Below are 12964 nucleotides of genomic sequence, written 5' to 3'. Positions count from 1 at the left end.
TTTGCTTAACCTCGCGGCCTTCGACACATGCCGCAACTGGTTCACTGGGTATACGGACTATCCGCTGCTTCGATTTCGACTCAAAGAACACGGTTTTTGGATGTGGCCAATGAATATCGGCGCATTCTATCTGCCATAATCCGGTCGGTTTCGCTTTGTTCAAAGAACTCGGAAATTCCATGAAATCCAATAATAAATGGCAGCGCGGGGTAGTTCTCTGGGCAGGAGCGGTGGTCTGCACGGCCGCTTGCGCCGCAACAACAGCATTAGCGGCAACGCCTGCGCGGCAGGATTCGCCGTCGGCATCGGGAAATGCGCTTGGCGATGCGAGCGCGCGGCGTGGCTTGCTGACCAACGGCGCGGCTGACGAACCGCAGGCGCCGGGTAATGGAAGCGACGGCAGCAACGGCAGCATTACCGAGTTGCAGCAGATGATCCGTGACGGCAAGGTAATAGAGATGCGCACGACCTATAACGGCAGTTATGGCGCGAGCATGTTGTTCTATCCGGACCAGATGACGTATTACGTCGCGCTGTTCCAGCAAAAGAAGTTTTGGCGCGTGATCAAGACGCAGACCGATACGCGTGCCGAAGCGGTTTATGCGGACTTCGCGAAGAGCACGGCCCAACTTGCCGATTCGGAAATACGTCGCGAGAAGTTACAGGCTGAAAACGCCTTCGCGGATCGGCTGATTGCTTTGCAGCAGAACCGGGCGAGCCGCTTGCAAGCGGATGTCGATGTGGCGCGCGCGCAGCAAACTCAGGTCGTTGATCGTCAGGCGCAACAGCAGGCAGCCATTATCACGTTGCGGGCGCAGCAGGACGCGGCTCAAGCGGAATTGCGTGCGTTGCAGACCAAGGTGCAGGATCTTCAGCGTCAGGCGGATGGGGATTTGATGCCGCAGTGAGTTTTGCGAAGGGGGCGGGAGGTTTTTCCCGGGGGGGCGGGGGCTATGCTGGGGTGGGCGGTTCTGGGGTTAGCGGTCAAGGGTCGATGCCGGGGTGCTAGGTTCTGGGGTTTGCGGTCGGGGTTGGTGCCGGGTTGGTCGGTTCTGGGGCTAGCGGTCGGGGTCTATGCCGGGTTGCTGCTTTCGGCCGTGGCGGTCTGCCTGAGTCGGATTTTCTCTTTATCACTGTTAGCCACTGTGCGTGGCGGCACGTCATTTCTTTGTCCAAAGCGACAAAGAAACGAAGCAAAGAAAACGCTTTCAACCACGCTACCCTAAGTGTCCACAGCGTGCAGTTTCTATTCATAGGTGCCCCAAAAGCACGGTGCTCGCCAGAGCGGAGGATGTTTGAACCCCTCTTTCTCCGAACACGGATACCCACACGCTTCGCCACCAGTGATTGAACCTGCCCAAGGGGCACCCCGCGCTATCCGCGGACGACCTCCCTGCAAATGTGTACGCGCCTCGAACCATATCGCCAACCCTGCTGGAAACGAGGTCGCGAAGATGCGTAAGGCCGTACTTACGCAAATGACTGTGGGGACCACGCGGGTGACTCACCAAAACTGGAGCGGCAACACGCGTGGTGCTGCGACCTACCGACATAACGGTCAGACCACGTAGCTGACACGCGGAAGAGTGCGGCAGCCAAAATGCGTGAGGCCGTGCGGATTCATTGGCAATGGTGCTTGCCCGAGAGCGTACGGGGCGAAGCGTGTTCGTGTCAGGATTCGCGAGAAGGAGGGGTTCAAACATCCTCCGCTCTGGCGAGCACCGTGCTTTTGGGGCACCTATGAATAGAAACTGCACGCTGTGGACACTTAGGGTAGCGTGGTTGAAAGCGTTTTCTTTGCTTCGTTTCTTTGTCGCTTTGGACAAAGAAATGACGTGCCGCCACGCACAGTGGCTAACAGTGATAAAGAGAAAATCCGACTCAGGCAGACCGCCACGGCCGAAAGCAGCAACCCGGCATAGACCCCGACCGCTAGCCCCAGAACCGACCAACCCGGCATAGACCCCGACCGCTAGCCCCGGAACCGACCAACCCGGCATAGACCTCGACCACTAACCCCAAAACCGCCCAACCGGCAGGTCCCACGCCCAACGCTTAGCGTTTAAACCACCCGCTCGACGCCAGCCCGGCTCACGGCTTTCCCCCCCACCAGACAGACGATCAAAGCAGCCAGCAAAAGCCCACACAACGCGAGCCGTAAACCCAGTAAACCCGCGCCCAGCCCGATCACCGGCGGTCCCACCAAAAAACCGGCATAACCCGCCGTAGCGGCCATGGAAACACCAACAGCCGGCGTTGTCGTTGAACGGCCCGCGGCACTAAAGATCACCGGCACGATGTTAGCCAGACCGATCCCCACAAGCGCGAACCCCACGCAAGCGGTGACCACGTTCGGATAACCCAGCACCAACGCCAAGCCCAGCGCTGCGATAAGCCCTCCAAACGCGACCACGACGCTCGCGCCCAAGCGTCGAACCGATACATCTCCGACCACGCGGCATGCCGCCATCGCGAACGCAAACGACGAATAGCCGAGCGCCGCTGCGCTTGCTTGCGTGTCGAGCGCCGAGCGCAGGAACACCGCGCTCCAGTCCGCCACAGCGCCTTCGACCAGCATGCAGAGAAAGGCAAGGGCAGCGAGTTTCATGACGCCCGCGCTAGGCAAAGTAAAACCGCTAGCCGACGCTAATCCCCTCGGTCCAATATCCCGCAGCGCAAGTACAGCGCTGATCAAAATGAGTGCGCCGATAACGACGTCAGGCAACAGCAGTCCGCCCATCGTGCCGATACCATTGGCCTGAAGCGCCGCGCCCGCCGCCGCTCCCAACAGGCCGCCCATGCTCCACGCCGCATGAAACGACGACATGATCGGCGCCTGCCATTCGCCTTCGATCGCACTGGCATGTCCGTTCATCGATACATCCAGTGCGCCATTCGCAGCGCCCAATACAAAGAGCACGACGCATAACAAAGCGAAGTCCGGCACCAGCGCGGGCAAGGGCAGCGCAATAACAAATGCAACGCCCAGGAATGCTGTGACGCGGCCACTTCCGAAACGCGGCGCGAGGCGGCCCGCAAGCGGCATGGCAACAATCGCGCCCAACGCAAAACAGAAAAGCGCGATCCCGAGCGATGCATCATTTAGCGATAAAGCTTCCTTGATCCGCGGGACTTCGACGGCCCACGCGCCAATGCCCAGCCCGTTAGCAAGAAACACCGCCGTGGTGGCAATGCGTTCAGCGACAGGTCTCATGATCGGGCCCTCGCATGCGCCACGATCACGTTGCCGCAGATTTTTTCGAACTCGCCTAGCCGCTGCGCAGAGACATCCGCCTCCACGATCAAATGCTCAATGCCGGACGCCGACACCACGAAAAAGGGCGCCGCTGTCATCAGCTTCTCGGACGTGATCGCGATGGCGACCTGACCGCTCGATTTGACCATCGCACGTTTAAGCTCGGCTTCCTCCGCCTCGAATGCAGCCACGCCCTCGTCCGGGTCGATGGCGCAAGCGCCGAGGAAACACAGATCGGCCTTGATCTGCTGGACCTGCAAAAGGGCAGTGGCCCCGAGCGACCCCGCTCCACGCGCGCTCATCCGGCCGCCAATCAGAATGACATCGAAACCCGCGCGATCGAGCAGACGCGAACAGGCATCGGGGGAGTTCGTCACGACCGTGAGATCGGCGTTGTCCGGAAGCGCGGCCGCGATAGCGACGTTGGTCGACCCGGCATCGAGCAGGATGATCTGCCGCGGCCGGACGATGGATGCCGCCGCAACGGCCAGTTGGGCCTTGCGGTCAGCCGCTTGGCGCAGACGGGTGGACCCGGCCGGTGCAGCGGGCGAGATCAGCAGCGCACCGCCGTACACACGCTTGCAATGACCCGCGTCTGCCAGATCGCGCAGATGGCGGCGAACCGTGTGTTCGGAGGTGTTGAATTCGAGCGCGAGTTCAGTCGCCAGTACGCGGCCGTGCGTTCGTAGCCTGTCGAGAATCAGCTTTGCGCGTTCGTCGGGAAGCAACCCGTCTACGGCGTCACGCCTGCTTCTTTGCATGTTGTCGGTCTCTGTCCGGATTTATTCGTTTGCTCTAAATCGATCATAAGTGAGCATAAGTTATCGTAAACGAGCGAGTGTGGGCAAATTTTTTTGTTCGTCTTTCGTGGCTGTGAAACCTGATCTGACCAGCGCGGCGAATCTGGCAAGAGCAGCCGTTCTTCGCTTTCAACCCTTCGGGCAAGGTGCCATTACAATCGAGCACTCCGATCAGACAACCGTGACTTGCTCCATGAGATACCTCTTTGCATTGACACTGGCGGCGGTCGTCGCGACCGCAAGCATGGCCGCGAACGCCCAAACATCCGAGGGCAGCGACACACCCAAACAGCAATGCGCCATTGGGTATGTCACCGGCGTGGGGGGATCGGCACAGAGCATTCACGAATATCTTGCGATGCCCGACAGAGACAGATATCGCTTCCTTGCAGACAACCCGATCCAATGCCAGGTTTCCGACGAGGGTCGCGCGTCCGGGTGTACGGGCATCACAAGCCTTCAGCATGAAAAAGTCAGCGTGTACGACGACATCGACAGCGCGACAATGGCCGTGGTCGCGCGCGTGGAACTCGACCACGGGACGTACCCGGTGATTATCGTGGTGCCAAGGGAGGATGTGCAATGCGAGGAGTGAATGCCCTCACTCTGGAACCGGCCGGCGCCGTGCCTGATTGGCGAATTTTGCGACAGGTTGAGTGGTACGCTGATGCCTGGAATGCGAGCGTGAAGAACGCGCGTCCCTATCTCGCCGTAGGGGCAATATAGGAATCACAGTGGCGTGTGCAGGCGTGCCACCGTGCGCGGATTGTGACGATACAAAGGACACGCAGTGACTGAACCAAAATCTGAGCACGTGCTTCTTTCTTCGGAAGAGTATGTGCAACGCGTTGCAACCTTCTTGAGGGAAGCGAGTGGCTGGTGCAAAGACCGTGGTCTGTCTGTCGAATACGACGTTGTGACGCTCCGAGAAGAGCGAATGGCCGAATATGAGGCGCCGAGCCTTTACATATCAAAGGAAGGTGTTTCACTGGCCAAGATCGTGCCTGTCGGGTCGAGAATCATCGGCGCGCAAGGGAGAGTTGACCTGATCGGTCGAGTGACAAGACATGCGTTCCTGTTCTACGTTGGGAAGGGCCCGCAGTTTTCGACGCAAACCGTCGTCGGGGGCAAATCCACAAGCTCGTCGTCAACACCCATGCTCTCCAGAGTCGACAGAGAGGGTTGGTACTGGATTGAGGCCCGCGTTCGTCGCGCAAAGCGCGTTGAAGAAAACTTGTTCATTGACCTGTTCACGGACGTTTCCGATTATGAATTCGAATAATCCGCTCGATCCAGTCTACAAGGCCTTCTCTGTGGCGAGCGATTGCTTCAAGGTTGCCACGCTTACCATTCAAATCCAGCACGAGGAACTCATCCGTCGCACCCAGTTCATTGGGGCAACTCCAGAGGAAGCCAATACGGCCCTTGAAGACGCAGCAAAACAAGCTGCTGATCTCGCCATTTTGGCGCTGTTTGCCACATTCGAGCGATTCGTCATCGAGCATCTCCAGACGGCGAACCGACTGCTCGCCGCAGGATATCCGCAGCAGTACTCGACCAAGCTGGCAGAGAAGTTTGAAAGCGAGGTCGAGTACTGGAGGTTCGTTGAGATTCTCAACCTCTTCAAAGGCGAAGTTGACTCCGAGCTCATCGGACAGGTAAAGCAAATCAAGCAATACCGTGATTGGATCGCTCATCAAAACCCGAACAAACCAACCCCGCCGCAGGCCACGCCCGAGACGGCCTTCGACGTCTTAACCAGGATGATCGAGCAAATCCGCCTGACCCATACGCATCCCATGGAAGAGGACGTGGTCGAGGCCGCTGCCCCGGTGCCAATTCAATAGAAGCAGCGGTCCGTTACCAAGCAGCTCGAACATAAGCATCCACGAGAGCTGTGGAAGCAAACCTTAGGGGCAAACCGCCGGCGGCAATCAACCGACAACCAACCCTCCACCCCCATCCAGCCGACTTTCAGAGTTGCGAAATACTCTCGATTCGCTCCGAGCGGCCAAGAAAAAATCCCTGCGCGCTGGTACATCCACAAGCCCGCACAAAGCTCAGTTGCTCATACGTTTCGATACCTTCCGCCGTGGTGGGAATCCCCAGTTCGTGGGCGAGCGCCACGATCCCGCGAACCACCGCCGCCGACTCCGGTCGATGCACGGATTCGCGCACAAACGAGCTGTCGATCTTCAGTGTATCGAACGAAAAGCGGCATAGATTCGAGAGCGTGGAAAAGCCTGTTCCAAAGTCATCGAGCGCGAGTCCGATACCCATGGCGCGAAGTTTTTGCACGTTGCGCCGGGTCGGGACATCGTCGCTCATGAGCACGGTTTCGGTGACCTCGATGTTCAGGCGCGACGGCGGCAACCCCGACTCCTCCATGACGGACGCAACCAGATCCGCGAACGAATCTTCCCGCAGCTGCACAGGCGATACGTTCACCGCCACGACCACCGGCTCGCGCCAGCGCGCCGCTTCCGCGCAGGAGCGCCGGAGCACCCATTCCCCCAGCGGCAGGATCAGGCCCGTTCGCTCTGCAATGGGAACGAAGGTCGTGGGCGGCAACTCGCCTCTAGTGGGATGCGTCCAGCGAACCAGTGCTTCCCGTCCCGTGACCACTCCGCTTGCCAGATTGACGATCGGTTGATACTCCATCCGCAAGCCGCTGCCAAATGATTGAAGCGCGCCTTCCAGGTCGCTTCGCAGGAGGCTCAAGCTGTCGTCGGAGGCGTGCGCCTTGGCATCGAATACGGCAAAGGCACTTTTACCGCTGCGCTTGACCGCGTACAACGCACGGTCGGCGCATATGAGGAGTTGCGGTCCCGTTTCCCCGTGCTCGGGATATTGCGAGATCCCGACGCTAGCGCCAATTCGCACCAGCACCTCGTTAAGTAAGAATGGACGTCCAAGGGTTTTCACAATCTGATCCGCCAGCAGCCGGACCTCTTCGCTGACGGAGGCGTTACCGGAAATGGCGACGAATTCATCGCCCGCCAGACGGCCGACGACGTCCCCCTGGCGCAAGACCGCTCGCAAGCGCTTGGCGGATTCTTGAAGCACCAGATCGCCGGCCGCGTGCCCGAGGCTGTCGTTGATGGCCTTGAAACCGTCAAGATCGATCAGCAGCACTGCGAATGATCCGGGCCTGAGCGCCGGCTCCGCATCGGTACGGTTCAGCAAGAGTTCGCTGATGCGGGCGCGGTTCGGCAGGCCCGTGAGGCTATCGTGCCGGGCGAGGCGGTTACTGGTTTCCTGCGCGAGCAGCAGCGCGACGGTGTCCTTGTTGCTGCGGATAGCAACGGTAAAAAAGCCGGCAGCGCAAAACGGCGCCTGGAACAACAAGACGATTTTTCCAGAAGCCGGAGACAGTGCAGCACCGATTCCGAGCAGCGTAAAGATGACGGAGATCTGGATCAGGACAAGCCGGGGTATGCCTGCGTTACGGCCGGCCAGCCCGCCTACCACGCCCACTGCGCAAACGTTGCCCAACAGGAAAAGTGTCTGATCTCCGCTGATATTGCATAAGAGGGCGCCGAGTCCGAGAAGCGCACTCCACAAGACGCTGGCAAGCAGGAACAGCGATGTCGGCGTGGGCTCGTTGCGGGCGCTGCGCTTGCAACAGATGGCGATCAGGTACAAGCGCACGATCAGGAGCGCGATTACGGCGAGCGTCCATAACGCGTAGCCGACGCCCGGATGAAGATAATAGGCGGTGACGCAAACGCTGATCTCGCAAACTGACGCCATTGCGATCGACGTCGTCCTGGTGAACAGGTTTGACAGCAATATCTGTCTATTATCAGCGCTCAGGTCTTGAGCGGATCCTGCTAGCCATTTGAAAAACGGCAACCTCGGTTCACTGAACGCCATGGCATGCGCAATATAGTTAGGTACTTGGTTATCGGCGCGATTGGCTTTTTTCTGCCCCTAATTATCCCGGTAAATGTGTCCGTTGTTCGAATAATATGATGTTACGCCCGCGTGACTTGCTGGTACCAGGAGTATCAGAGGGCGGAACAATGGCGTTTTTTTGACCAAGGCTCTTGCCAGGCCGATGCCGGGGAGTGGAGGATGACCCGTTTCGCGGGCTTACGGAAAATGATACGGGTTAACGTCTGGTTTGCGCTGCAGCATGGCTAGCCGGGACGTCATGAGTAGAGCCCCTGACGTTAAGCCGTGAGGTCCGCTTTGCGACCGAAGGTAAAATGCAGGGAATGACGCGGCGGATTCATTCTTGTCTCGAAGCGAGTGCATTAGCGAACTCAGATCGAGCATCATGCCGTGCGGTCTTTTACTTGGAGGACAAAAAATGAAGCGCGGTATTTGCTCATTCGTTGCGTTGATGGTTGCGGCTCCGGGTATCGCGATGGCATTTAACGAAGACGCGTCATACAACCAGTGCGTGATGCAATCGCTGAAAGGGGTAAGGAGCAGACAGGCGACCGATCTGATTACAACGTCGTGTCGAAAACTCTATAAGGAAAGCGCGTTCCTGAATAATAACGAGAAAAACTATCGCGTTTGTCTGGTGCAGAATCTGCAAGGAATAGAGAACGACTACGCTGCGCAACAAGTGGCAACAGCCTGTCGCCGGGCGAATAGCGGCTGAGTTGAGATCGGCCTTGGCACTTGCTGCCCTTGGCCATTTATTGCGCTTCACCGCCTTCTGCCGCATCGTCAAACTTCAGCATCCGGGCTGAGCCAGGGCCTAAATGCAGCAGGCAAATCCCGCGCCAATGACAGGACGTCAACGGGTCTCCCGAAAAGTTAACAGCGAGACCAACGCCGGATATGCCTACCGTCAACACGCCTTAGACGATGAACGGAAACTCCGCTTCGGGCAATGGATCGCCGGAAGCAAGCCGGCCAGCCAGTTCGGGATAGGGCGGTGAGGTCTCGCCACCGCGGTCCACGTAGTGCGCGCCATCGCCGAGCCATCGGAACGAAACGACACGCCGCGATTGCTGGCCCCCTACGTTACCCGGCGCTCCGTGTACCGTATGAAAGTTAAACGCTATGGCATCGCCCGGCTCCAGATCCCAACCGAGGATTTGATACGCATCCCGGTTCGCATCGATGTCCGGCAACTCTTCCAGCCGGTCCGACTTGTGGTCATACGCCACGCCGCTGAACTTGCGCGGACGGAACAGCTTTCCCCACTTGTGGGACCCGGCCACGAACTCGACGCACGTCTCGCGAGGCACCGGATCGAGTGGAATCCATAGGCTGACGGCCTGCTCGGCGCTGACGCAGTAGTAGGGCTCATCGTGATGCCATGGCGTGAGCTTCGCCGCACCCGCTTCTTTCACCAGCACATGTTCGTGAAAGATGCGTGCACGCTGCGAGCCCATCAAAGCCTGAGCCACCGATGCAGCCGGACTGTGCTCGACAAAATCCCTGAACGGTTCAATGCGCTGCCAGTTGCAGTAGTCGCCGAAAAAGCGCCCAGTTGTTTTTTCGGGCGTGTAGTTCCTGAACGAAGGTCCCGGATGAGTGGCGTTGTATTCCACGCCTTCGCGCAAGGGCTCGACCCAGTCTTTGAACACCCCACGCAAGACGGCGGCGCCGTCACGATCGAACGCTTCCCGTTCTGTTGCCAGCATGCTGTTCTCCTTTAACGATTGATCAATCGGCACCGCGCGTCCGGTCTCGTATAAACGCGATTGCCGCTAGCGAAGGAACCGAGCCGGCAAAGCGAACACCGGCTCCCTTAAAGCCTTTAGCTTCCCGGTAACGCCGCTGCCGCGCTGCGTCCGCGTAGCCAGTTGATGCTGGTGAACAGCGCCACCGCGAACAGGATCAGCATGGTGGCCACCGCGAGTATCGATGGATCGATCGAATCGCGAATGCCGCTCCACATCTGGCGCGGTACGGTCCGCTGATCCGGACCGCCGATAAAAAGAATCACGATGACTTCATCGAACGAGGTGGCGAACGCAAACACGCTGCCCGTCGCCACGGCCGGTGCGATCAACGGCAACGTGACGCGGCGAAAGGCGATCCATGGCGTTGCCCCGAGTCCCGACGCCGCGCGAATGAGGCTCTGGTCAAACGAGAGCAGGGACGCCGTCACGGTGATCACCACGAACGGCGTGCCGAGCGCCGCATGCGCGAGCACGACGCCAACGTAGGAATTGACGAGACCGAGCGGCGCGAAGACCAGATAGACCCCGGCAGCAACGACCACGATGGGGATGATCATCGGCGAGATGAGCAGCGGCATGATGACCGCGCGAAATGGAAAGTTCGCGCGGCTCAGGCCCAGCGCCGCGAGCGTGCCGAGGCAGGTGGCAAGCACCGTGGATGCTGTGCCAATGCCGATGCTGTTGAGGAACGCACGTTGCCAGTCGCTGCTGCCGAGCGCCTTTGCATACCAATGCAGCGAGAAGCCTTGCATCGGATAAGAAAAGTACGAGCCGGTGTTGAACGACAGCGGCACGATGGCCAGGATGGGCGCGATCAGGAAGAACAGGATGAGCGCCGAATGCACGCGCAACCACTTCGACGCAATGCGTTCGGAGAGTACGAGATGGCGCTGGCTTTGCATGAGTCCCGCCCCTTAGCCGAAGCGCAGCCGGTCGATGCCGACGAGCCGGTTGAACACGAAATAGAACACGGCGGTGAAGATCACGAGATACGCCGACAATGCACCGGCCAGCCCCCAGTTGAGTTGTTCGTTAGTCTGCGCCGCAATCAACTGGCTGATCATTTCGTCACCGGCGCCGCCCAGCAATGCAGGCGTGATGTAGTAACCGAGCGCAAGCACGAATACGAGGAAGCAGCCTGCGCCGACACCCGGCAAAGTCTGCGGCACATAGATGCGGATGAACGCGGTGACCGGATGCGCGCCGAGCGATTGCGCCGCGCGCATATACACCGGCGACACGCTTTTCATGACCGAATAGATCGCGAGGATCATGTAGGGCAGGAGGATATGCGTCATGCCGATCAACACGCCGGTCCGATTGAACAAGAGCGGTAGTGGATGGCTGACGAGACCCATCCCCATGAGCAAGCTGTTGATGACCCCGCCCGGTTGCAGGAGCACGTACCACGCGGTCGTGCGCACGAGCAGCGACGTCCAGAACGGCACGATCACCAGCAGCATCAGGCGGTTGCTTTTGGCCGCCGGCAGGGTGGCGAGCAAATACGCAACCGGATAACCCAGCACGAGGCACAGCAGCGTGACCGACGCACTGATCCATACGGTGCGCGCAAACGCATTGACGAACACGGAACTGTCAGCGGGCAGGGAGGCGATCGAACCGTCAGGCGTGACGGTGGCGTCGACGGCGGCTAACAGATAGTCGGGCGTAGGCGACACAGCGGAGCGCTTCAGGATGCGCCAGATGTCATGCGTGCCCCAGCGCGGATCGAGTTCGATCAACGCAGGTTTCCAGGCGGGTGGCGCAGTCTCGGGCAACTGGCGCGCGGTGCGCATCAGCAAGCTGCGAAACTCCGGCAGGTAGAAATTCAGCCGCCGCGCGACGGTTCCCAATTGCCCTTCGTCGGACGCACGGCGCATATCGGCTGCGAGGATGGCAAACGTGTGCTCGTCGGGCACACCTTCGCCGTTCCATGCCTTGAGCGCTTGCGACAATGCCGGCAGGTTCACCGGCACCTCGCGATTTTCGACACTCCGTGACAGCAGGATCGCGATGGGCGCAATGAAGGTGGCGAGCAGGAACAACAGCAGCGGCAACGCAAGCAGGAGCGCCTGGGCCGACGCCCGGCGACGGGTTTTCGCATACGCCGTCCGTCCGTCGGCCCCCGAGCTAGCGGATACGTCAGCCGGCTCCTGCAGATTGCTGGTCACTGTCACGGTCACGGGTCGCCTTACTGTGTCAGCCAGACCTGGAAGCGCTTGTTGATCTGGTCGGCGTTATCCGCCCAGAAGCTCGCGTTGATCTGCAGTGCATGCTTGAAGTTGGCGGGAGCCGTCGGCAAGTCGTTCAGGCGATCCTTCGCAATCAGAGGAATGGCGTCCTTGCGCGGCGGCGCGTAAGCAATGTACTTCGTCAGGTCTGCGTAGCTTTGTGCGGTCGAGGCGGAAACAATGAACTTGGCTGCGGCGTCGCCGTTCTTCGCGCCCATCGGAATGCCCCACCATTCGAAGTCGTAGACCTGGCCATCCCACACTGATACGAATGGCTTGTGGTCTTTGTGCACCGCGTCGTCAATACGCCCGTTGTAGACCTGTGTCATGACCACCGCGCCGTCGGAGAGCAACTGCGGCGGCTGCGCGCCGGCTTCCCACCAGACTATGCTCGGCTTGATCGTGTCGAGTTTCTTGAACGCGCGGTCGACGCCGGCGGGCGTGCCGAGCACCTTGTACACATCGGCGGTTTTCACGCCGTCGGCGAGCAACGCCCATTCGAGCGTCACCTTCGGGGACTTGCGCAAGCCGCGTTTTCCAGGGTATTTCTTCAGGTCGAAGAAGTCGTTGATGGTGGTCGGCGGGGTCTTGAGTTTGGTGGTGTCATAGGCGTACACGGTCGACCAGACCATGGCGGCGACCGCGCAATCCATGATCGAACCGGGGATGAAGGCGCTGGTGTTGCCGAGTGACTTCCGGTCGATCTTGCGCAACAGGCCTTCGTCGCAACCGGTGATGGCGTCGTTGGATTCAAGGTCGATCAAGTCCCATGTCGGGTTCTTGGCCTGTTCCATGGCCGACAGCTTGGCGAGGCCGCCATCGTACGATTCAGTCGAGAAGCCGATGCCGGTGGCTGCCGTGAACGGCTCGAAGAACGCTTTCTTCGCCGCGGTCTCGTAAGCGCCGCCGAAGGTTACGACCGAGATGGTATCCGCTGCATGTGCGGTGGCGGCGAACAAGCTTGCCGCTGTAAGTGCGAGTCCGGCGATGCCCGTCAGACCGGTTCGAATGAGTGTTGCTTTCATG

Annotated in this window: 12 protein-coding genes; 5 read left to right on the top strand and 7 right to left on the bottom strand. The window is 59.6% G+C overall.

Translation table 11 applies throughout. The annotated features are described in order from the left end of the window. Positions 1-179: 179 nt before the first annotated feature. A complete protein-coding gene (locus HB376_RS07790) occupies positions 180-908 on the top strand; it encodes a DUF2968 domain-containing protein (protein ID WP_213762841.1) in 729 nt (242 codons plus the stop codon). Between the two features lie 1154 nt (positions 909-2062). Here HB376_RS07790 and HB376_RS07785 read toward each other — a convergent pair. Continuing rightward, positions 2063-3214, bottom strand: coding sequence for an MFS transporter (locus tag HB376_RS07785; protein ID WP_213762840.1), 1152 nt, complete (start codon positions 3212-3214; stop codon positions 2063-2065). After that, entirely contained in the window at positions 3211-4017 is an 807-nt protein-coding gene (locus HB376_RS07780) for a DeoR/GlpR family DNA-binding transcription regulator (protein ID WP_213762839.1), read from the bottom strand. Before HB376_RS07780 ends, HB376_RS07785 begins: the two co-directional genes overlap by 4 nt. Before the next feature lie 232 nt (positions 4018-4249). Between HB376_RS07780 and HB376_RS07775 the strand changes: the two genes are divergently transcribed. The 3 genes from HB376_RS07775 (at position 4250) to HB376_RS07765 (ending at position 5903) form a co-directional block, all read left to right on the top strand. Continuing rightward, positions 4250-4651: a hypothetical protein gene (locus tag HB376_RS07775; protein ID WP_213763052.1), complete on the top strand. Its 402-nt coding sequence runs from the start codon at positions 4250-4252 to the stop codon at positions 4649-4651. Between the two features lie 195 nt (positions 4652-4846). Further along, positions 4847-5338, top strand: coding sequence for a hypothetical protein (locus tag HB376_RS07770; RefSeq protein ID WP_213762838.1), 492 nt, complete (start codon positions 4847-4849; stop codon positions 5336-5338). Then, positions 5325-5903: a hypothetical protein gene (locus tag HB376_RS07765; RefSeq protein ID WP_213762837.1), complete on the top strand. Its 579-nt coding sequence runs from the start codon at positions 5325-5327 to the stop codon at positions 5901-5903. The genes HB376_RS07770 and HB376_RS07765 overlap by 14 nt, the downstream gene beginning before the upstream one ends. Before the next feature lie 127 nt (positions 5904-6030). Here the strand turns inward: HB376_RS07765 and HB376_RS07760 are convergent, their stop codons facing one another. Then, on the bottom strand, positions 6031-7932 hold the full coding sequence (locus HB376_RS07760) for an EAL domain-containing protein (protein ID WP_213762836.1): 1902 nt from the start codon (positions 7930-7932) through the stop codon (positions 6031-6033). 439 nt (positions 7933-8371) lie between these two features. Here HB376_RS07760 and HB376_RS07755 point away from each other — a divergent pair, with 439 nt between their 5' ends. Further along, a complete protein-coding gene (locus tag HB376_RS07755; RefSeq protein ID WP_213762835.1) occupies positions 8372-8671 on the top strand; it encodes a VF_A0006 family four-cysteine protein in 300 nt (99 codons plus the stop codon). Positions 8672-8873: 202 nt separating this feature from the next. Here the strand turns inward: HB376_RS07755 and HB376_RS07750 are convergent, their stop codons facing one another. From HB376_RS07750 to HB376_RS07735, 4 genes are all read right to left on the bottom strand, one after another. After that, a complete protein-coding gene (locus HB376_RS07750; RefSeq protein ID WP_213762834.1) occupies positions 8874-9665 on the bottom strand; it encodes a phytanoyl-CoA dioxygenase family protein in 792 nt (263 codons plus the stop codon). A 116-nt stretch (positions 9666-9781) separates the two neighbouring features. Continuing rightward, on the bottom strand, positions 9782-10609 hold the full coding sequence (locus HB376_RS07745; protein ID WP_213762833.1) for an ABC transporter permease: 828 nt from the start codon (positions 10607-10609) through the stop codon (positions 9782-9784). 12 nt (positions 10610-10621) lie between these two features. Continuing rightward, positions 10622-11773: an ABC transporter permease gene (locus HB376_RS07740; protein ID WP_255631237.1), complete on the bottom strand. Its 1152-nt coding sequence runs from the start codon at positions 11771-11773 to the stop codon at positions 10622-10624. Between the two features lie 125 nt (positions 11774-11898). After that, complete coding sequence (locus HB376_RS07735; RefSeq protein ID WP_213762832.1) at positions 11899-12963, bottom strand: ABC transporter substrate-binding protein; 1065 nt, start codon at positions 12961-12963, stop codon at positions 11899-11901. Between the last annotated feature and the right edge of the window lies 1 nt (position 12964).

The sequence above is a fragment of the Caballeronia sp. dw_19 genome (assembly GCF_018449515.1).
Lineage (GTDB): Bacteria > Pseudomonadota > Gammaproteobacteria > Burkholderiales > Burkholderiaceae > Caballeronia.
The sequence above is the reverse complement of the archived record's forward strand: the minus strand, read 5'-3'. Positions and strand labels throughout refer to the sequence as shown.

Coding starts and splice junctions, on each gene's coding strand:
- HB376_RS07755 (WP_213762835.1), top strand. CDS start 8,372: ATGAAGCGCGGTATTTGCTCATTCGTTGCGTTGATGGTTGCGGCTCCG.
- HB376_RS07760 (WP_213762836.1), bottom strand. CDS start 7,932: ATGGCGTTCAGTGAACCGAGGTTGCCGTTTTTCAAATGGCTAGCAGGA.
- HB376_RS07785 (WP_213762840.1), bottom strand. CDS start 3,214: ATGAGACCTGTCGCTGAACGCATTGCCACCACGGCGGTGTTTCTTGCT.
- HB376_RS07745 (WP_213762833.1), bottom strand. CDS start 10,609: ATGCAAAGCCAGCGCCATCTCGTACTCTCCGAACGCATTGCGTCGAAG.
- HB376_RS07735 (WP_213762832.1), bottom strand. CDS start 12,963: ATGAAAGCAACACTCATTCGAACCGGTCTGACGGGCATCGCCGGACTC.
- HB376_RS07765 (WP_213762837.1), top strand. CDS start 5,325: ATGAATTCGAATAATCCGCTCGATCCAGTCTACAAGGCCTTCTCTGTG.
- HB376_RS07790 (WP_213762841.1), top strand. CDS start 180: ATGAAATCCAATAATAAATGGCAGCGCGGGGTAGTTCTCTGGGCAGGA.
- HB376_RS07750 (WP_213762834.1), bottom strand. CDS start 9,665: ATGCTGGCAACAGAACGGGAAGCGTTCGATCGTGACGGCGCCGCCGTC.
- HB376_RS07780 (WP_213762839.1), bottom strand. CDS start 4,017: ATGCAAAGAAGCAGGCGTGACGCCGTAGACGGGTTGCTTCCCGACGAA.
- HB376_RS07775 (WP_213763052.1), top strand. CDS start 4,250: ATGAGATACCTCTTTGCATTGACACTGGCGGCGGTCGTCGCGACCGCA.